The organism is Stenotrophomonas sp. 96582_Sma (genome assembly GCF_056480905.1).
In genome coordinates this window covers 4,737,732-4,757,557 of the sequence record NZ_CM151122.1, presented here as the reverse complement: position 1 = coordinate 4,757,557, position 19,826 = coordinate 4,737,732, and the positions used below count along the sequence as shown (strand labels likewise).

Genomic DNA, 19,826 nt, shown 5'->3' with positions numbered 1-19,826 from the left:
TTGCTGCTGTGCCTGCTGCCGATGGCAGCGCTGGCGGTCACCCCGATACCTGCGCTGGACGATCCGGTGGTGGATGCCGCCAACGCGTTGTCCGCCGACACCCGCGCCACGTTGCGCACGCAGGCGCTGCAGCTGCAGGCGCGGAAAGGTGCACAGCTGCAGGTGCTGGTGGTACCCAGCGTGGGCAGCGAAGGCATCGAGGCCTATGCACAGCGGGTGTTCGATCAGTGGCAGCTGGGGCGCGCCGGTGTCGACGATGGTGTGCTGCTGTTGGTGGCGGTGCAGGACCGCCGCGTGCGCATCCAGACCGGCTATGGCCTGGAAGGAGCGCTACCGGACGCGTACGCCGCTCGCATCATCGACAACGCGATCGTGCCGCGCTTCCGTGAGGGCGATGTCGACCAGGGCGTGCTCGATGGCACGAAGATCATGATGGCGCTGATCGATGGCGAGGACCTGCCGGCATGGGAAGAACCGTCGGCCAGCAATGTGCTGCCTGCGGACTGGCGACGCGCAGACTCGGTGGTGGCGTTGACCCTGCTGGCCGGTTTCCTGGCCGGGCTGTGGCGCTCGCCGCCGCCCCTCCCGCCGGCGAAGACCGAGGACGATTTCAGCGGCAGCCGTCGGGAGCGGCGGCGCAAGGCACTGGCCGCCAATGCATCGGCACCAAAACCAACCTGGCCGACCTTGCCGGCCTGGGGGCGCCCGATGCTGGTGACCGCTGTTGTGGGTGCGGGCATGCTCTCCGTGGCGCTGCTGCTGCCACGCCATGTGCTGCCGGGCCTGTGCTTCGTGCTGGCGCTGGGTGTGCCGGTGGCGACCCTGCTGGGCTGGTGCTGGCGCCGCAGTCGAGGTGTGCGCATCGTGCTGTGCGGGATGCTGATGCTCAGCGTGCTCTTCCTTGTGCAGGCGCTGCTGCGTGGCCAGCTGCCACCGAGCCTGGCCCGGCACCTGCTGCTGCAGGTCGCTGCGGGCGTTGTCACCCTGATGGTGTTCCTGCTGGTGCAGGCCTGCCGCACACGCTGGAAGAAGAATCGCGGCAGCTTCGTCGTGCGCATGACGGTGCTGGTGCTGTTGACCCTCGGCTATGCCGCGGGCGCGTTGCTGGCGATCCATCGTGCCGAAGGTGACGATCCACGGCTGCTGGCAATGATCGTGTCCGGGGTGTGCGGCGTACTGCTGTACTTCGTGTGGTTGTTCACCATGCTGCCGGGCGAGCGCGCACGTGGCCGGGTTTCATCCTCCCGCGAACGCACGTCGTCCCGTTCGTCGTCCTCGTCGAGTTCGTCGTCGAGCAGTTCCAGCAGCTGGTCTGGAGGCGGCGGCCGCAGCGGCGGAGGCGGCGCGTCCGGCAGCTGGTAGTTCAGGTCGCCTGCACCCGCCAGCCGAGCGAGGCGTCCTCCACAACACCCGGGCCGGCGACGTCGCCGACCTGCAGCTGCAAGCCGCGCGCGTTCGGCAGGTCCTTCTGCTCGGGGAACCAGCGACGATCCGCCGCAACCACGATCAGCAGGCCCTCATCGTCGCCCATCGGCGCGAACTGCGGCGACGGCGGGCTGATCGGTTGCAGGCCGAACCGCAGGCTGGACTGTTCGCGCACAGCGTCGACATCGTGGCTGGGCAGGCCGACTTCGCTCAGGCAGGTCAGTTCGCTGCCGTGGAAGGCGCCCTGACGCGTACTGGCCGGCAAACGGCGGCGGCCGATCAGTTCCAGGATCAGGCCGTCAGGACCAGTGAAGTACACCGACTGCGACTGCCAGCTGCTTTCCAGCGCGAAGTAGTCCAGTCCCGCCGGATTGCGCTGCAGTGGCGTGCGTTCACGCAACCAGGTCATCGCCTCGCCGAAGCGGTTGTCCGCGACGTTGAAGGCCAGGTGCACGCCACCGACCGGATGATCAGCCGCCGGCTGCAGTTCGATCGTGCTCCAGCCGATGTGCACATGATTTCCGACCACGCGCTGCTGCAGCACATCGTGGAAATACGCGGCGACGGTGGTGACGTCGGACACTGGCAGGGTGAGGTGAAGCAGGCGCATGGCCGATCCTCCGTGGATGCGCCCACTGTAGCGCCGGGCCATGCCCGGCGGCCACTACCGCAGTGCTTCGGCGAAGAATCGCACCGCGGCATCCACTGCCTGCGCGTGGGTGTCCGCCATCGGAACCGAACTGCTGCAGAGCTCGGGCAGCCTCTGCACACCAACCGCTGTACAGGCCGCCAGGAAGTCGTAGTGACCGACATCCGGCAGACGCTGCAGCACAGCGCCCGGAATCAGTGTCTGTGCAGCCTCGCCATTGCTCTGCGGTGGCGCAACCGTGTCAGCCTCGCCCAGCACGATCGACACTGGCTGCCTCAGCGAGGACAGCTGCTCGGGCGCGAACGCCTGCACGATCGCGGGTGCCAGCAGGAATGCCGCACGCACGCCGGGGATCGCGCGCGAGTCGTTGGCGTGGGAGATCCAGGGAGACATCGCGGGTGAGCCCGCAGCGGCAACACGCGCGTCCATCGTGTGCGTGGCGGTTTCCTGTTGTGGCCGGCAGACGCCGTCATCCGGGTGCGCGCGGCAGAAGGCCAACAGCCGCTGCAGGTCGGGGCGTGCACCGGCGGCCAGCAGCGCGGTGTAGCCTCCGGCCGAGAACCCGGCCACACCCAGTCGCTCAGGGTCGACATGCGGACCCAGCAGCGGATCGGCCTGTACTGCAGCGAGTGCCGCGCGCAGGTCATCCGCACGCAACCAGCTCAGTACGCTGCCGGGCAGGGTCATCTCGTCCACGCCGTTGTTGCCGGGATGATCGACCGCGATTACCAGATACCCGGCGCGCGCCAATGCCGTGCCCAACCAGCCCATCATGCGCGCGCTGCCGCCGTTGCCGTGGGAGAGCAGCAGGGTCGGCAGGCGCTTGCCCGCGATCGGGGCATCCGTGGCTGAGCGGCCGACGTCGAACAGCGGCGCATCGGGCGGACCGATGGTCAGGGCGGTTTCCGTGCTGCCAGCGGGCGCGGGATACCAGACCGTGTAGCGCAGGGCGTCGCGATGCTGCGCATCGCGAACCGCGGCGCTGGCCACTGTGGTGGTGCCGTGGCGTTCGCCTGCTTTCCAAGGCTCGCCAGCGCTGGCGGCCCCCGCGGAGGCCATCAGCATCATTCCCATCACAGTGGCTGTCATGCGCATCCTCAACTCCTTGTCAGCGTGGGCGTTCGTCCACCGGCAGCCAGATTTCCACGCCGCCGTTGCCGCTGTGCTCATCGAAACGCATGTCGTAGCGTTCCAGATCGGGGGCATCGGCCAGGCTGAGCCCGGAGCCGGGCAGGTAGTGATCCAGCAGCCAGAACCAGGTCGAGCGGATGGTCGAGATGTGCCCGCCGTGCCAGGCCACCAGGTAGCGACGCGGCGGAATGTCCACGCGTTGCCAGTGCGCAGGTACGCTCGGCACCGCGCTGGCCGGCAGTGCGGCGATGTAGTCGAAGCCGCCATCGTCATCACTGTTGCAGCACACGCCGAAGCTGATCGGTGCCGGAGTCGGCCATTCCCGGTTGAGCTGCGCCCACTGTCCGGGTATCGCACCGCCGCTGTCGCGGGTATGCCGCATGCCGATACCCGCGACCTGGAAGGCAGGGGTATCGAGCAGGCGCGGCGCTTCACCGCAGGCAGTCGGCGCATCGTCCACGCGGATCGCCTGCACCAGCGCCAGCCCATCGGTGCCTTGTTCGCGTACCCGCTCCGGGGTCTGCCCGAACTGTTCGCTGAAGGCGCGGGTGAACGCGGCATGGGTGGTGTAGCCCGCGCCCAGTGCCACCTGCAGGATGTCGCCCGCCCCGTTGGCCAGCCGCTGCGCGGCAGCGGTCAGGCGCCGTCCCCGCAGATAACGCACCACCGAGGTGCCGGTGCGGGCCTGGAACAGGCGCGACAGATGGAACGGCGAAAGCCCCGCTGCGGCGGCAATATCGGCCAGCGCCAATGGCTGGTCCGCATGGGTTTCGATGTACCACAACGCCTTGCCTGCCGCGCTCATCCTGCCGTTCCCCGAATCCAATGCCGGGCACAGTAGCGGATCGCGTGGCGCTTCGTTTAGCAGTTCTTGCGCTCCAGCGGCATCAAGCTGTCGCACTGACGTCATGGCTTCTTCACAGATCGCGCCGAGACTGCGCGCCTTGTCCACGCCTGTTGTGTCCGAGCAGGTGCTGGCCCTGTCGCGTCCTCCCGGAGCCCTGCCGTGCATCGTTCGAAGCTTTCGCGTTCCATCCTCCTCGCCCTTTCCATGGCCAGCGCAGGCGGCGCGATCGCAGCGGAGGCCGATGCGGTCGATGCCCCGGCGGGCAGCCGTGCGGCGCCCACCCAGCTCGAAGCGATGCTGGTCACCGGCACCCGCGCCTCCAACCGCACCCAGTTCGAAACGTTGGCGCCGGTGGACGTGTTCACCAAGGAAGATATCAAGTCCGTTGAATCCACCGACCTGAAGGACGTGCTGGCGCAGCTGGTGCCGTCGTTCGTGGTGCAGCGCCTGCCGATGGCGGACGGTCAGGTGTTCGTGCGCCCGGCCACGCTGCGTGGCCTGTCGCCGGATCAGACGTTGGTGCTGGTCAACGGTCGTCGCTTCCACCGCAGCGCGCTGCTCGGCAACCGTGGCGCGCAGGCGGCCGATCTGGCACAGATTCCGACCAGTGCGATCAAGCGCATCGAAGTGCTGCGCGACGGTGCGTCGGCGCAGTACGGCTCGGATGCCATCGCCGGCGTCATCAACATCATTCTCGAGGATGGCCCGGGTACCGAGATCACCGCTGGTTATTCGCAGTATGCGCAGGGCGATGGCGCCTCGCGCGATTTCAGCGCACGCACCGGCTGGTCGCTGGGTGACTATGGCAGCCTGGTGCTGTTCGCCGAATCGTCCAACTCCGACGCCACCTCGCGCACCCGCCAGCGCCCCGATGCCATCGCCTTCCAGGCCGCGCATCCGGATCTGGACGTGCCCAACCCGGTACAGCGCTGGGGCCAGCCGGAGCTGGAAAGCCGCCGCGTCGGCTTCAACGTGAAGGCCAACGCCAGGGAGACACTGGAGCTGTATGCGTTCGGTCTGTACAGCCACAGCGACGGTGTCAGCGATTTCAACTGGCGCAACCCGGACACCACCACCGGTGCCTACCGCACCACGGCGATCTTCCCCGGCTGGAACCTGCGTTCGATCTATCCGGTGGGCTTCAGCCCGCAGTACGGCAACGTCCAGAACGACCTGCAACTGGTTGGTGGCCTGCGCGGCGAGATCACGCCCAAACTGCGCTGGGATGTCAGCGCGTCGTATGGCCGCAACGCCATCGACTACAGCCTGAAGAACTCGATCAATGCTTCGCTCGGCCCGGCCAGCCCGACCGCGTTCGATCTCGGCCGCCTGACCCAGACCGAGAAGAACGCCAACGCCGACTTCAACTACGAGTGGGACGTAGCCGCGCTGTCCAAGCCGATCAACGTCGCCTTCGGTGGCGAGTTCCGCCAGGAGACTTACCAGGTGCGCGCCGGTGACCCGGCCTCATACGCAGTGGGTCCGGGCGCGGCCGCGGGCCTGGAAGCCAACTCCAACGGTGCGCCGGGCTTCTCGGCCAGCCAGGCCGGGCAGTGGAGCCAGCGCAGCAAGGCGGCCTACGTGGATATGGAAGTGCCGCTGGGCGAGCGCTGGAGCATCGGTGCGGCCAGCCGTTACGAGGACTTCTCCAGCTTCGGCAGCACACTGGATGGCAAGCTGTCGGCGCGCTTTGCGATCACCCCGGACGTGGCCCTGCGCGGCACCGTGTCCAGCGGCTTCCGCGCACCGACGCCGGCGCAGCTCAACACCACCAGCACCACCCAGGGCCTGGACACGCGCACGCTGCAGATCTTCACCAGTGGCCGCCTGTCGCCGAACGATCCGCTGGCGCAGCTGCTTGGAGCCAAGCCGTTGAAGCCGGAGGAATCGCGCATCGCCTCGCTGGGCCTGACCTGGCGCACCGACCTGGGTCTGTCCGGCTCGGTTGATGTCTACCAGATCAAGCTCACCGACCGCTTCAGCCAGTCGGCCAGCTTCGCCATTCCGGCCGGTACGCCCAATCCACTGGGCTACACCTCGGTGAACTACTTCACCAACGACTTCGATACCACCACCACCGGCGTGGACGTGGTCGGCAACTACCTGCGTGATCTCGGCGCCGGCCGCATGACGTTGACCCTGGCCTACAACTACAACCGCACCCGCGTGGACAACGGCAGCACCTCGGTGGCCACCAACGAAACCCAGCGCGTGCTGTTCGAAGACCGGCTGCCCGAGCACAAGGGCAGTCTGACCGGCAGCTGGGACATCGGTGCCTGGTCGCTGATGGCGCGCCTGCGCTACTACGGCGCCTGGACCGATTCCAGCGGCAACGCGGTGGGCGACATCTACCAGCGCTTCGGTGCGATGAGCTTCCTCGACCTGGCCGTGGGCTATCGCATCAACGAGCACCACAGCCTGCGCGTGGGCGCCGACAATGTGTTCGATCGCTACCCGGATGAGGCCACGTTCCAGGCCAGCCGTGGCCTGGTCTACTCGCGCAACGCGCCGTACGACACCGACGGTGCCAACCTGTACGCGCAGTACCGGTTGAGCTTCTGATGGACCGCACGCGCCGCTCCCTGCTGCGTGCCGGCACCCTGCTGCCCGCCGCAGCCGCACTGTCTTCACTGCCCGCCATGGCTGCCACGCGTTACGCTGCGCCCATGCAGATTCCCGCAACGACCGTGGCGCCGGACGTGCTGGCCCGCGATGAAGGCTATTGGGCCTCCGTGGCCAGTCACTTCGATATCACCGATGAAGTGAACCACCTGGAGAACGGCTACTGGGGTGCAATGGGCCGCGAGACGCTGGCGAGCTACCAGCGCCACACCGCTGAAGTGAACCGTGGCAACGCCTGGTACGGCCGTCGTGAGTTCCCGGCGCAGTACATGGCGGTGCAGCGGCAGGTGGCCGAGCTGCTGGGCGTGGGTGCCGACGAGATTGCACTGACCCGCGGCGCCACCGAGGCGATGCTGGCCCTGATTGGCGGCTACAACCGTCTGCAGCCCGGCGACCAGGTGCTCTACGCCGACATCGACTACGACAGCATGATCGGCGCGATGCGCTGGCTGCAGCAGCGTCGCGGCGTGCAGGTCGAGCGTATCGCGCTGCCGGCCGTGCCCGACCACGCGCAGATCCTGCAGGCCTACGAGGCCGGATTCGCGCGGCTGCCACGCCTGAAGCTGGTGCTGCTGACCCAGGTCAGCCATCGCCATGGGCTGGTGCTGCCGGTGGCGGAGATCGCCGAACGCGCGCGAGCGCGCGGTATCGATGTGATCGTCGATGCCGCGCATGGGTTTGGCCAGATCGACTACGCGGTGCCGCAGCTGAAGGCCGATTTCGTCGGCATCAACCTGCACAAGTGGATCGGTGCGCCGGTGGGCGTCGGCGCGATGTACGTGCGCAAGGGGCGTGTGGCCGACCTGGATCCCTACATGGGTGAAACCGACGATGGCCGCGTGGGCAGTCGCGTGCATACCGGTACGGTCAACTTCGCCGCCTACCTGGCACTGCCGGATGCCATTGCCCTGCATCAGCGCATCGGCGTGGCCAACAAGCAGGCGCGGCTGCGCTACCTGCGTGAGCGCTGGACCGTGCCGGCGCGGCAGATGGCGCATATCGAAGTGCTGTCCTCGCCGGACCCGGCGCTGGCCAGTGCGCTGGCCAGCTTTCGCCTGCGCGGGCGCACCAGCGTGGCTGACAACCTCGCGCTGCAGAAGCGGCTGCTGGATGAGCATCGCGTGTTCACCACCCATCGCGATGGTTTGGATTCCGGCGCATGCGTGCGGGTGACGCCGTCTGTGTTCACCCGGCCGGAGCAGATGGATGCGCTGGTGCAGGCGCTCTCCGCCCTGGCCTGACCCTGCTTTGGTGGGTGCCAACCTTGGTTGGCACATTCCGTCCGTGCCGGGGAATCTTCCGCCGGCCAGCGGCCGGCGCTACCAGGTCCAGCGCACATCCACGCATGGCGTGGATGCATTGCGCCTACCGCTCGATCGCCGGCAACGCATCCGACAGCAACAACTGATCAATCCGCCGCAGCGCACTTTCCAGCTGCCGGCGATCCGCCGCCAGCCCCAACGACAGCCGCACGCCGCTCTGGTGCGATACCCCCGGCAGGCAGAACGCCGATGACGGCGCGATCGCCAGCCCCTGCAGCTGTGCGGTACGTACCAGCGTGGCGTCGGTCCACGGCGCCGGTATCCGGCACCAGGCATGCGGACCTTCCGCGCGCTGCAGCAGCCGGAGCAGATGGATGCGCTGGGGCAGGCGCTGGTGACATTGGGGTAGTGCCGGCCGCTGGCCGGCAACCTCATGATCCGTGCATGCCATTGCCGGCCAGCGGCCGGCACTACCAGACCTACCGCTCGATCGCCGGCAACGCATCCGACAACAACAACCGGTCGATCCTCCGCAGCGCACTTTCCAGCTGCCGACGGTCCGCCGCCAGCCCCAGCGACAACCGCACCCCGTTCTGATGCTGTACCCCCGGCGGGCAGAACGCCGATGACGGTGCAATCGCCAGCCCCTGCAGTTGCGCGGTGCGCACCAGCGTGGCATCGGTCCACGGCGCCGGCACGCGGCACCAGGCATGCAGGCCTTCAGCCCGCTGCAGCAGCGATGGCGCCAGCAGGTAGCGGGCCATGCGAATGCGCTCGCGCGCCTCGGTGCGCACCTGCGCCAGCAGTGACTGCGCCGAACCATCCAGCAGCAGCTGGCTGGCCAACGCCGATACCAGCGGATGGCCCATCAACCGCGTTGCTCGCAGCGCGGCCGTCATCGCCTCGGCATGCGCGGCGCTCGGGCAACGCACGAAGGCGGTGCGCAGGCCCGGGCTGATCACCTTCGACAGCGTCGCCACGTAGAACACATGACGCGGTGCCAATGTTGCCAACGGTAGCGGCGCATCTTCGGCCAGATGCCAGTACGGATCGTCTTCGATCGCCAGCAGGCCTTCGCTTTCCAGCACACGCGCCAGCGCTTCGCGCCGATGCAGCGGCAGGGTCAGTGCGGTCGGGTTCTGGCAGGTGGGATTGAGATAGACCAGGCGCGCGCCGCTTTCGCGTGCCAGCCGGGCCAGTGCATCAGGGCACATGCCGTGTTCGTCGCTGTCCACCGGCAGCAGGCGCCGGCCCAGTGCGGCAGCGGCCTGCAGCAGGCCCGGATAGACCAGCGCATCGCAGAGGATCGCGTCGTCGTCGCGTCCCTGGCTGACCAGGATCGACGCGAGCGCCACCTGTGCGCCTTCGGTCAGCAGCAGGCAGGCATCGTCCACCTTTCCCAGCATCGACTGCAGCCAGCGCGCCGCTGCGTGGCGGTCGGTCGGGTTACCGCCGCCCAGGTGATAGGTCATCAGGTTCGGTGCGTTGCTGCGCGCAAGCACGGCGGCGGCACCGCGGCGCAGCGTCTCGGCCAGCGCATCGGCATCGGGCACCGGTGGCACGTTCATGCTCAGGTCCACCACCTGGTCAAAGCCGGCCTTGGGCGGTGCGATGAAGCTGCCCTGTGGCCCGCGTGCTTCGATCAGTCCACGCTTGCGTGCTTCATCGAAGGCGCGGGTGACCGTGGTCAGGTCGATACCGAGCTGCTGCGCCAACGCGCGCTGCGAGGGCAGGCGCTGTCCCGGTGCGAGACCACCGCGGCGCACCGTGCGTTCCAGCGAGTTGACGATGCGCAGGTAGATCGGCCCGCTGTGCGCGAGTACGTCCTGCACCCATTCGCGGGCTGCGACATCCGGTCGCGGCATGTACGGAGCATGTCGGGGCGTATCGTTGCTTCCAACGGCGGGAGCCTGTCCATAACCATCGGTCGGTTCGGACAGGTGACCGCCGTTGTTGTTTGCGGCGGCCACACCGGCCAGCGTCAGTGATGTCATTGCGCGTCCTCAGCGCTTGGCCTGCCAGGGGCAGTAGCAGCCCACGGCAAGCAGTCCTTTCGGGCGCACGGTCTCGCCGCGCACCAGTCTGTCCAGCAGCGGTTCGACGAAGCTGTTGGCCGAGTTGCAGACCATGCCGATGCTGTACGGTCCTGCGTAGGCGAGGTGGCCCTGGCGATCCCAGATGGCTACGGCGGGGCTGGCCGGAATGTGTTCGATGCCGTCGATGGTCGGCAGGTTGATCACCTTGTTGCGCAGTGGCTCGGGCAGCTCGCCCTGCGTACCCGGGCGGCGGATGGCATAGAAGTCGATGCCGGCGCGGCGGTACATGCTGATCAGGTAGCTCAGGTGCGCACCGGTCTCGCGATTGCACACGCCGCAGGCCGGGTCCCAGAAATGCACCACGCGGATGCGGCCGGTATCACCGGCCAGGTCGGCCGGCAGGCGCAGCTGCGAATCGTCGAAGACGATGGCCTGTTCGGTGAAGGTGGACTGCGCGCTGTAGCCGAAGTACTGCCACAGCGCAGCCGCGACGCCGGCCATGAACAGGCAGGCGAGGGCGATCATCGTCGGCAGCAGCCAGCGGCGACGCGGCGCGGCTGCGCCCATCAGGAATCTTCCCGGCCGAACTTGTGCACGTACTGCTTGCGCATCTCGCGGCAGGAATCGGCCTGAGCGCGGCGCTGGATCTCGCTACGCGACGGATCCTCGCTGCGCTGCACGCATTGCTCGATGGCGTGGCGTTCGGCGGCCTGTACGTCCACGGTCTGTGGCTGCAGGCAGACCCAGGCCAGCGCGGCCAGCATCAGCACCACAAAGCCACCGCACCCGGCCATCACCAGGTGGAACTTCAGTTTCTCGGCGCGCATCGATGCACGTCCCTTCATCCATACATTGCATACAAAATATCATCTTGTATGGATAAAGCGCCATGCACCCGTTCAGACGATGGCGTTGTGCCGGGCCTCGGGAGCTTCAGACAGGATCTCGTTCAGCTTGGCCAGCGCCCCGGCCAGCGCGCCCTGGTCAACCGCGCCACCCAACGACAGGCGGATCGCGTTGCCCGGTGGCGGCTCTTCCACGCTGAAGGCGTCCGAGCTGGCAATGCCCAGCCCCTGCTCCTGTGCGGCCTGGATCAACCGGTACTGGTCCAGCCGCGGCGGCAGTGGCAGCCACACATGCAGGCCGGCGGGATGCGCCTGGGCGCGGGCCGGCAGGTAACGGGCGGCAATGGCCTGGCGCTCGCGCAGCTCCTGCTGGAAGCGCTGCACCATGTCCTGGGCCTGGCCGCTGCGGATCCACTGCGAGGCCACCGCTACCATCGACTGGGTCGGCATCAGCGCGATCGCACGCAGGGCGTCCAGCACCGGTTCCATCGGTTCGCCGGCCGGCACCACCAGGTAGGCGGTGCGCAGGCCCGGTGCCAGGCACTTGGACAGGGTGGAGATGTAGTACACCGGGCAGCCTGCGTCGCGGTGGGCGGCCAGCGGCGGTGCGGCGTCCCCGGCCAGCAACCAGTAGGGATCGTCTTCGATCACGGTCAGATCGTGGCGTTTCGCGACGGCCAGGAGGGCCTGCCGGCGTTGTGCCGACATCGTCGCCGTGGTCGGGTTCTGGATGGTCGGCACCAGGTACAGCAGGCGCGGGCGGCGCAGCTGGCAGGCCTCCTCCAGCGCCTCCGGCAGCATGCCCTCGGCGTCCATCGCCACCGGCACCACGCCCCGTTGCAGCACCCGCGCGGCAGCCAACAGGCCTGGGTAGGTCAGCTGCTCGGCGGCAATCAGCTCGCCCGGCTGGGTGCGGGCCAGGATCAGCGCGCACAGCGCGGTCTGCGCGCCGGGGCAGATCACCACCTGGTCGGCACCCACCGTGCCCAGCATCGGCGCCAGCCACTGCACCGCGGCGGCGCGGTCCTCGCGAGTGCCGGCGCCGACGTGGTAGCTCATCAATTCGCCCTGGCCCAGCTGCTGGCCGACGTGCTGGAAGCCGGTCTCCATGCCCTGTGCGAACGGCGCGCTGCCCAGCAGCGGCGGGATGTTCATGCTCAGGTCGACCGAGGTGCTGCGGTTGCCGGCCGACAGTGCGATGAAGGTGCCGCCGGCGCCCTGGGCATCGAGCAGGCCGGCCTGGCGCAGCTCGGCGAAGGCGCGGGTGACCGTGGTCAGGTCCACGCCCACCTGCTGGGCCAGGTCGCGCTGCGGCGGCAGGCGGTCGCCCGGGCGCAGCACGCCGTCATCCACCGCCTCGCGCACCTGCTGGGCAATCTGCAGATACAGCGGGCCGGCGCCCTCGCGGAAGGGGCGAACCCAGGTGCGATTGGGGTGTTTCAGGCGGCGGCCGGCGGCAGGTGGCGTCATCGGTCAGTTTTTTCCATACGTGCAGATGCACAATTCCATACAATGCTGTATCTTGTATGGGCTTGATTGGAGTGGTTCACCTTTTTGTAGGCGACCTCGTACCCACAGTGTAGCCGCTCCACGCCCGGGCGCTGCGCGCAGGCGAGCCGGTCAAGCGCGCTTCTTCAACAGGGTTGACCTCCAATGAATATCTGCTGGAACCGCATCCGCCTGGCGCTGGTCGCCCTGGCTTGCATCGCTCTGACGGGCTGCGACTGGGTGCTGCTGGATTCGAAAGGCATGGTCGGGATCGCCCAGCGCGACCTGATCCTGATCTGCATCGGCCTGATGCTGATCGTGGTGATACCGGCCATCGTGCTGACCTTCGTGTTCGCCTGGCGCTACCGCGCCGGCAATACCAAAGCCAAATACATGCCTGACTGGTCGCACTCCACCAAGGTGGAGATCGTGGTCTGGGGCGTGCCGCTGATCATCATCGCGGTGCTGGCGGTGATCGTGTGGACCTCCACCCACGAGCTGGACCCCTACAAGCCGCTGGACGTGGCCGGTGAGCCGCTGCATGTGGACGTGATCGCCACCGACTGGAAGTGGGTGTTCGTGTATCCGGACCTCGGCATCGCCACGGTCAACCAGCTCAACTTCCCGGTCGACCGCCCGCTGGCGTTCAACATCACCTCCAACTCGACGATGAACACCTTCTTCATCCCGCAGCTGGGTGGGCAGATCTACGCGATGGCCGGCATGCGCACGCAGCTGCACCTGATCGCCAACGAGCCTGGCCAGTTCCGTGGCATGTCCGGCAACTACAGCGGGCATGGCTTCTCGAACATGAAGTTCATTGCCACCGCCAGCAGCAACGAAGACTTCGAGCGCTGGGTGGCCGAGGTACGCAGCGCGCCGGACGCACTCAGTTTCGCGGAGTTCAAGGCGCTGGCCGCGCCGTCGCGCAACGCGCCGGTACAACACTTCTCCAGCGTCGAACCGCTGCTGTTCAAGAAGGTCATCGACCAGTTCATCGGCGTCGGTGAGAACACCGCTGCTGCGGCCCCTGCGGGTGCCGCCGGCGGTGCCCAGGTTTCCCAGGAGTAACGAACATGTTGGGTAAATTGACGTGGGAGGCCGTGCCACTGCACGAGCCGATCGTGGTGATCACGCTGGCGGCCATGGTGCTGGGTGGCCTCGCGCTGCTTGGCGCGGTGACGTACTTCAAGCTGTGGGGCCCGCTGTGGCGTGACTGGTTCACCACCGTGGACCACAAGAAGATCGGCATCATGTACGTGGTGGTGGCGCTGGTCATGCTGGTGCGTGGCTTTGCCGATGCGCTGATGATGCGCGCGCAGCTGGCGGCGGCTGGCCCGGGCAGTGACGGCTTCCTGCCACCTGAGCACTACGACCAGATCTTCACCGCGCACGGCGTGATCATGATCTTCTTCGTGGCCACCCCGTTCGTGGTCGGCCTGATGAACATCATCGTGCCGCTGCAGATCGGCGCGCGCGACATGGCGTTCCCGTTCCTCAACGCCTTCAGCTTCTGGATCTTCGTGGTCGGCGCAGCGCTGATGATGATCTCGCTGGGTGTCGGCGAATTCGCCATGACCGGCTGGGTGGCCTATCCGCCGCTGTCGGGCATCGAGTTCAGTCCAGGCGTGGGTGTCGATTACTACATCTGGGCGTTGCAGGCTTCGGGCATCGGCACATTGCTGACCGGCGTCAACCTGTTCATCACCATCCTGCGCATGCGTGCACCGGGCATGACCCTGATGAAGATGCCGGTGTTCACCTGGACCGTGCTGGTCACCAGCGTGATCATCATCGCCGCCTTCCCGATCCTGACCGTGGCACTGGGTGCGCTCACCCTGGACCGCTACCTGGACTTCAACTTCTACACCAACACGTTGGGTGGCAACCCGATGATGTACGTGAACCTGGTGTGGGCCTGGGGCCACCCGGAGGTGTACATCCTGGTGCTGCCGGCGTTCGGCATCTTCTCTGAAGTGACTGCCACGTTCGCGCGCAAGAAGCTGTTCGGCTACAAGTCGATGGTCGGTGCCACGCTGGCGATCGGCATCCTGTCGTTCATCGTCTGGCTGCACCACTTCTTCACCATGGGCTCCGGTGCCAGCGTCAATGCCTTCTTCGGCATCATGACGATGATCATCGCCATCCCCACCGGCGTGAAGATCTTCACCTGGCTGTTCACCATGTACGGCGGCCGCGTCGAGTTCAGCGTGCCGATGCTGTGGACCATCGCCTTCCTGGTCACCTTCACCATCGGTGGCATGACCGGTGTGCTGCTGGCCATCCCGGGTGCGGACTTCCTGCTGCACAACAGCCTGTTCCTGGTCGCGCACTTCCACAACACCATCATCGGCGGCGCGCTGTTCGGCTACCTGGCCGGCTTCGCCTACTGGTTCCCGAAGGTGTTCGGCTTCACCCTCAACGAGCGCCTGGGCAAGTGGTCGTTCGCCTGCTGGGTGATCGGTTTCTACCTGGCCTTCATGCCGCTGTACATGCTCGGCTTCATGGGCATGACCCGCCGCATGAACCAGTACGACAACCCGGCGTGGACGCCGTACCTGATCGCTGCCTTCATCGGTGCACTGTTCGTGTTCGCGGGCATCATCCTGATGCTGGTGCAGATCTACGTGAGCGTGCGCGACCGCAAGCGCAACCTGGACGTGACCGGCGACCCGTGGAATGCACGCACGCTGGAATGGGCCACGCCGTCGCCGCCGCCGTTCTACAACTTCGCCGTGGTGCCCAAGGCCGATGAGCTGGATGCCTTCCACGAAGCGAAGAAGCGTGGCCTGCCGCCGCCGCCGAAGAAGTACGCGCCTATCCACATGCCGAAAAACACCGGCGTACCGCTGATCCTCAACATCTGGATCCTGGTGCTGTGCTTCGCCCTGGTCTGGCACATCTGGTGGATGGCCGCGGCCAGCTTCATCGCGATGATCGTCACCCTGATCGTGCGGTCCTACGACGAGGACGTGGACTACTACGTCAGTTCCGAAGAGGTGGCGCGCACCGAAGCGGCCAACCTTGCCAAGCTGAAGGAGGTACGCGCATGAACCTGTTGACCCGCCCCGAGCTGGCCAGCGACACGCAGGCGCACGAGGACCACCACGAACACGACCATGGCCACGAACAGGGCGGCATGAAGGTGTTCGGCATGTGGGTCTACCTCATGTCCGACCTGGTGCTGTTCGGTTCGCTGTTCGCCTCGTACGCGGTGCTCAGCACCGCCTACGCCGGCGGCCCCACCGGCAAGGACCTGTTCTCGCTGCCGTTCGTGATGGCCGAGACCTTCCTGCTGCTGGTTTCCAGCATCACCTACGGCCAGGCCGTGCTGGCGATGCATCGCCACGACACCTCGGCGGTGCTGCGCTGGCTGGGCGTGACCTTCGTGCTCGGTGCCTCGTTCATCGGCATGGAGATCTACGAGTTCTCGCACCTGATCCACGAAGGCGCGGGCCCCAGCACCAGTGCCTACCTGTCGGCGTTCTTCGCGCTGGTCGCCACCCACGGCCTGCACGTGGCCAGCGGCCTGATCTGGATGGCGGTGGTCATGCACCAGGTCTACAGCCGCGGCCTGACCCCGACCAACATCACCCGCGTGTCGTGCCTGAGCCTGTTCTGGCACTTCCTGGACCTGGTGTGGATCTGCGTCTTCACCTTCGTCTACCTGATCGGAGCCTTCTGACATGGCCCACGTCGAAACCTCGCGCGCCGGCAATGCGCACGGCTCCACCAAGTCCTACCTGATCGGCTTCGTGCTGTGCGCGCTGCTGACCGTGGTGCCGTTCGCGCTGGTGATGAACCCGGTGCTGTCGCGGCCGCTCACGCTGTTCCTGCTGGTCGGCTTCGCGGTGGCGCAGATCCTGGTACAGCTGGTCTATTTCCTGCACATGGACCGCAAGTCCGAAGGTGGCTGGAACCTGGCCAGCTTCGTGTTCACCCTGGTGATCCTGTTCATCGTCGTCGCACTGTCGGTCTGGATCATCTGGAGCATGCACTACCACATGATGATCAACTGACCGTGGCTGGGGTGATCGGCATGGACCGCGCGATCACCCCGGCACCTCCGTCCTCTTTCCCCCACGGGCAGGCCTGACCGAGACCCCGCCCGCGTCTGCGTTGGTGGTACCCGTGAAGCGTCCTGCTGCTGTTGTCCGTTCGTTGTTCTCTCCCCGATTCCGCCTGCCGCTGCTGGCAGGCCTGGCCATCGGCCTGCTGGCTGGCTGCAGCGCGCAGTCGCGCATGGATTTCTACTCCAAGGACATTGCCTGCGAAGAGCTCGGCCAGCACTGGTCGATGCCTGACAGCTACGGCGCCGTGCGCGGGCCCAAGGACCTGCAGGGGCAGGTGACCTATCTGTTCTTTGGCTTCACCAGCTGCCCGGACGTGTGCCCGACCACCATGGTCGAGCTCAGCCAGGTCAAGCACCTGATGGGCAAGGATGCCGACCAGTTGCAGGTAGTGTTCGTCAGTGTTGATCCCGCACGCGACACGCCCGAAGTCGCCCGCACCTATGTGGAAGCCTTCGACCCCAAGGCGATCGCACTGGTCGGCAACGAAGCACAACTGGCCGCGATGGCCAGCAACTTCAAGGCGTTCTACGAAAAGGAACCCGGCCCGGTGCCGGAGACCTACACCATGAGCCATATCGCCGGCGGCTACGTGTTTGATCGCCAAGGCCGTCTGCGCCTGTTCGCGCCCTACGGCATGCCGGTGGACAAGCTGTTCTCCGACGTGCAGCGCCTGCTGCTCGAGCCTGGCCATCCGGCCGCCGGCAACGGCCCGCTGGCCAGCTGCCACCTCAAGCAAAGCGATATGCTCGCCGCCCGGTAATCCTGGACCATGCCCGGCTGATGCCGCCTGTTCGTCGCGCCCGCTGCCCCGGTAGGTGTCGACCTTGGTCGACACGCGGTGAATGAATCTGGTGGGTGCCGACCGTTGGTCGGCACACCCCCCACACACCAATCCCCCGACCGGCCAGGAGAGCCAACCGGCCGGGGGCACCACTCAACGCCTTACTTGGTTTCTTCCCACTGCACCACGTCCGGCTCGGCCGCCTTGATGCCGGCGGTCGACAGCAGCTTGGTGGTCGCATCCAGTGCCGCGTTCACCGACGGATACTCCACAATCGCGCGGCCCGAGGCCTTGGATACCTTCACCACGGTGCCGCCGGTGGCGGTGGCCGCACGCTGCGCCGAAGCCGCATCGGTGAAGAACACCTTGACCCGCGAGGTCGCCACGACCGGTGCGCCATCGTTGGAGACAGCGGCCGCAAACTTGCTGGCACCGGCATCCGCACGTGCGGCCACACCGGTAGACGCATCCGTGGACCGCTTGCTGCGGGTGCCGACGGCCGCCGCGCTGGCATCAGCCCCGGTGGTGATCCGGAACTGGCCGCCGCTGGCCTGCTGCACGGTTGCCGACGGTGCCAGCTGGAAGCGCGAGCCGCCCACATTGAACGAACGGCCAGTGGCCTCCGCCTTCAACTGCTGCGTGTCTACGGTCGACAAGGTCTTCGCCGGAGGTGTCTGGCCCGAGCTCTGTGCCCAGGCGGTGGTGGTCATCGCCGCGAGGGCGAGGGTGCTCAACAGAATGGTCGTCTTCATCATCAGTGCCCCAGAACGCGGATCTTGAAGAATTCGAGGTTGCCACGCGATGCAGCGTTCGCGGCCTGCCCCAGGTCGGTGACTTCCAGCGTCCAGGTGCCCGTGGCGTTCTCATCCAGGAAGGCATTGCTGGACAGCAGGTCCCAGTTGGTGAAGTTGCGCTGCACACCATTGAGGCCAGAGCCGATCGCGGTGAATGCCGGTTGCACCACGCTGCGGGTGCCACTGGGCGAGATCAGCACGAACTGCAGCTGGCGGGTGTTGCTGTGGTTGACGCGGAAGCCGAGCTGCACGCTCTCGATGTTGCGCGCACCGTTGGCGAGCTGGAAGGTCAGGCGCGCCGCGGCCGCCGAGGTATTGCCGATGGCCACGGTACGCGTCGTGTTGCGCCAGCCACTATCCACCAGTGCACCCAGCGGCTGGAAGTCCTCTGCGACCTGTACCGCGCGTGCCGCATTGACCACACCGAAACCGTACCAGTTGCTGTAGGCACGGCCGGCGGCATTCACCGTCCAGCCCGGCACCAGCACGCGGCCGTCGGAGTGGGTCACCGCTGCCCGGTTCGGATCGGTGCGGGTGGCGGTGGTGGCCAGGATGTACTTCACATCGCGGTAGGACAGGTTCGGGTTGGTCTCCAGCAGCAGTGCCGCCACGCCCGACACCATCGGCGTGGCCGCCGAGGTGCCGTTCATCTTGCCTGTGTAGTTGCAGGTGCTGTCGATGGCAGACTGGTCGCCGTCCAAAGTGTTGCGCAGGCTCGTGTTCTTGTTGCTGCCCTGCGCGCAGCCGGTGACATCGGTGGTGAGGATGGCCGGATCGTAGCGGATCGCCAGCTGCCCCGGCACGACCTGCCGCTGCCAACCATTCTCACCGCCGAAGCCGGACACCCACAGCGCCGAGCCGGTGGACGAGTAGGACGAGCGCACGCCATCGGCGCGCACGGCGGCAACGGTGATCACGTTGAACAGGTTGTTACGCGGGTCGCGGCCGGCCGGAATGCAACCCGTGTTGCGGTTCTTGGTGTCTGCCGAGCAGATGTCGGTGCCATCCGAGCGTGCGCCGTTGTTGTGGTTGTTGCCGGCGGCCTTCACGTAGATGCCACCGCGGCCGCCACGGGTGCCGGACATGGCCTGCTCATAGGCGGCGATGTCGTTCTGGCTGTAGGCCAGCGGCAGGTTGGGGTTGCCCGGGCTGGAGCCCCAGCTGTTGTTGAAGACCCCCACGTCGGCCACTTCGGCGCCGTCCCACCACGAGTACTCGATGTTGGAATTCGAATTGCCCTGGGCATTGGAGGCCAGGAAATTGAAGCCCTTCAGGGTGGCCGCCGAGGCCACGCCGCGCACGCCCAGATTGTTGGCACCTACTGCACCTGCGATGCCGCCGACCATGGTGCCGTGATTGTCGCGGTCGGGATTGGACGGTGAAGGGTTGTTGCTCTGGTTGGCGAAGTTCTTGCCGGCGACCGCCGCAACGTTGGCGGCCAGGTCCGGGTGTGCGATCTGCAGGCCGTCATCGACGATGGCGATGGTGACGCCCTGGCCACGGATGCCATTGCGGAACAGGCCATCCACGTTCAGATCGTTGCCAGCCACCGGCAGGGTATCGCCCAGTACGGCCTGTCCGGTGTTGAGCAGATGCCACTGACGCCCGGCCAGCGGATCGGCCTGCTGGGCCTGGGCGGTGACGGCCAGGCTGCCCAGCACCAGGGCAGTGGCAAGGGCCAGGCGCGCGGAGCGCGGTGGCGCGGAGCGTTGCGTGTGTCGCTTCATACACGAATCCTTCTGTTGTGAATCGGCATGGCAGGACGGCGGGGCGGAACTGCCCCATCGCAACGAGCCAAACGCGACACAACGAACAACCCCCTACCTCTTCACACTCCCAATCTGCAGATGTGCCGATTGCGTCACAAACGCTT

17 protein-coding genes and 1 pseudogene are annotated in these 19,826 nt (G+C 66.8%); 8 read left to right on the top strand and 10 right to left on the bottom strand.

Going from position 1 to position 19,826, the window contains the following annotated elements:
• The first annotated feature begins 21 nt into the window (after positions 1-21).
• Entirely contained in the window at positions 22-1,362 is a 1,341-nt protein-coding gene (locus ACZK2R_RS22315; RefSeq protein ID WP_258015771.1) for a TPM domain-containing protein, read from the top strand.
• Between the two features lies 1 nt (position 1,363).
• Here the strand turns inward: ACZK2R_RS22315 and ACZK2R_RS22310 are convergent, their stop codons facing one another.
• Genes ACZK2R_RS22310 through ACZK2R_RS22300 form a run of 3 tightly spaced genes read right to left on the bottom strand, consistent with a single transcriptional unit; the run spans position 1,364 to position 4,010 of the window.
• Positions 1,364-2,035, bottom strand: coding sequence for a VOC family protein (locus ACZK2R_RS22310; protein ID WP_125895555.1), 672 nt, complete (start codon positions 2,033-2,035; stop codon positions 1,364-1,366).
• A gap of 54 nt (positions 2,036-2,089) precedes the next feature.
• On the bottom strand, positions 2,090-3,169 hold the full coding sequence (locus ACZK2R_RS22305) for an alpha/beta hydrolase family protein (RefSeq protein WP_180837685.1): 1,080 nt from the start codon (positions 3,167-3,169) through the stop codon (positions 2,090-2,092).
• A 13-nt stretch (positions 3,170-3,182) separates the two neighbouring features.
• A complete protein-coding gene (locus ACZK2R_RS22300) occupies positions 3,183-4,010 on the bottom strand; it encodes an AraC family transcriptional regulator (protein WP_125895553.1) in 828 nt (275 codons plus the stop codon).
• A 201-nt stretch (positions 4,011-4,211) separates the two neighbouring features.
• Between ACZK2R_RS22300 and ACZK2R_RS22295 the strand changes: the two genes are divergently transcribed.
• A complete protein-coding gene (locus tag ACZK2R_RS22295) occupies positions 4,212-6,614 on the top strand; it encodes a TonB-dependent receptor plug domain-containing protein (RefSeq protein WP_180837686.1) in 2,403 nt (800 codons plus the stop codon).
• Positions 6,614-7,915, top strand: a complete 1,302-nt coding sequence (locus ACZK2R_RS22290) for an aminotransferase class V-fold PLP-dependent enzyme (protein WP_478487674.1) — start codon at positions 6,614-6,616, stop codon at positions 7,913-7,915. The genes ACZK2R_RS22295 and ACZK2R_RS22290 overlap by 1 nt, the downstream gene beginning before the upstream one ends.
• Before the next feature lie 124 nt (positions 7,916-8,039).
• Here the strand turns inward: ACZK2R_RS22290 and ACZK2R_RS22285 are convergent.
• From ACZK2R_RS22285 to ACZK2R_RS22265, 5 genes and pseudogenes are all read right to left on the bottom strand, one after another.
• Positions 8,040-8,306: pseudogene (locus ACZK2R_RS22285) on the bottom strand (PLP-dependent aminotransferase family protein); the annotation flags it as partial.
• A gap of 109 nt (positions 8,307-8,415) precedes the next feature.
• On the bottom strand, positions 8,416-9,930 hold the full coding sequence (locus tag ACZK2R_RS22280; protein WP_478487672.1) for an aminotransferase-like domain-containing protein: 1,515 nt from the start codon (positions 9,928-9,930) through the stop codon (positions 8,416-8,418).
• Positions 9,931-9,939: 9 nt separating this feature from the next.
• Positions 9,940-10,539 carry a DUF6436 domain-containing protein gene (locus tag ACZK2R_RS22275; RefSeq protein WP_012481503.1) on the bottom strand — a complete coding sequence of 200 codons (600 nt, stop codon included), beginning with the start codon at positions 10,537-10,539 and terminating at the stop codon, positions 9,940-9,942.
• On the bottom strand, positions 10,539-10,817 hold the full coding sequence (locus ACZK2R_RS22270; protein ID WP_005414763.1) for a hypothetical protein: 279 nt from the start codon (positions 10,815-10,817) through the stop codon (positions 10,539-10,541). The genes ACZK2R_RS22275 and ACZK2R_RS22270 overlap by 1 nt, the downstream gene beginning before the upstream one ends.
• A gap of 54 nt (positions 10,818-10,871) precedes the next feature.
• The gene (locus tag ACZK2R_RS22265; RefSeq protein ID WP_006399838.1) at positions 10,872-12,287 is read right to left on the bottom strand and encodes an aminotransferase-like domain-containing protein; all 1,416 of its coding nucleotides are present in this window, start codon (positions 12,285-12,287) and stop codon (positions 10,872-10,874) included.
• Positions 12,288-12,470: 183 nt separating this feature from the next.
• Here ACZK2R_RS22265 and cyoA point away from each other — a divergent pair, with 183 nt between their 5' ends.
• The 5 genes from cyoA (at position 12,471) to ACZK2R_RS22240 (ending at position 17,138) form a co-directional block, all read left to right on the top strand.
• Positions 12,471-13,376: a ubiquinol oxidase subunit II gene (cyoA, locus tag ACZK2R_RS22260; protein WP_180837689.1), complete on the top strand. Its 906-nt coding sequence runs from the start codon at positions 12,471-12,473 to the stop codon at positions 13,374-13,376.
• A gap of 5 nt (positions 13,377-13,381) precedes the next feature.
• Entirely contained in the window at positions 13,382-15,358 is a 1,977-nt protein-coding gene (gene cyoB, locus ACZK2R_RS22255) for a cytochrome o ubiquinol oxidase subunit I (RefSeq protein WP_180837690.1), read from the top strand.
• Positions 15,355-15,990 carry a cytochrome o ubiquinol oxidase subunit III gene (gene cyoC, locus ACZK2R_RS22250; RefSeq protein WP_012512371.1) on the top strand — a complete coding sequence of 212 codons (636 nt, stop codon included), beginning with the start codon at positions 15,355-15,357 and terminating at the stop codon, positions 15,988-15,990. Before cyoB ends, cyoC begins: the two co-directional genes overlap by 4 nt.
• 1 nt (position 15,991) lies before the next feature.
• Positions 15,992-16,324: a cytochrome o ubiquinol oxidase subunit IV gene (cyoD, locus tag ACZK2R_RS22245; RefSeq protein ID WP_006399830.1), complete on the top strand. Its 333-nt coding sequence runs from the start codon at positions 15,992-15,994 to the stop codon at positions 16,322-16,324.
• 142 nt (positions 16,325-16,466) lie between these two features.
• A complete protein-coding gene (locus ACZK2R_RS22240; RefSeq protein WP_180837717.1) occupies positions 16,467-17,138 on the top strand; it encodes an SCO family protein in 672 nt (223 codons plus the stop codon).
• Between the two features lie 182 nt (positions 17,139-17,320).
• Here the strand turns inward: ACZK2R_RS22240 and ACZK2R_RS22235 are convergent, their stop codons facing one another.
• Both ACZK2R_RS22235 and ACZK2R_RS22230 read right to left on the bottom strand, forming a co-directional pair.
• Positions 17,321-17,914, bottom strand: coding sequence for a S8 family serine peptidase (locus ACZK2R_RS22235; protein ID WP_006399785.1), 594 nt, complete (start codon positions 17,912-17,914; stop codon positions 17,321-17,323).
• On the bottom strand, positions 17,914-19,680 hold the full coding sequence (locus tag ACZK2R_RS22230; RefSeq protein WP_049400824.1) for a S8 family serine peptidase: 1,767 nt from the start codon (positions 19,678-19,680) through the stop codon (positions 17,914-17,916). The genes ACZK2R_RS22235 and ACZK2R_RS22230 overlap by 1 nt, the downstream gene beginning before the upstream one ends.
• Positions 19,681-19,826 lie beyond the last annotated feature (146 nt).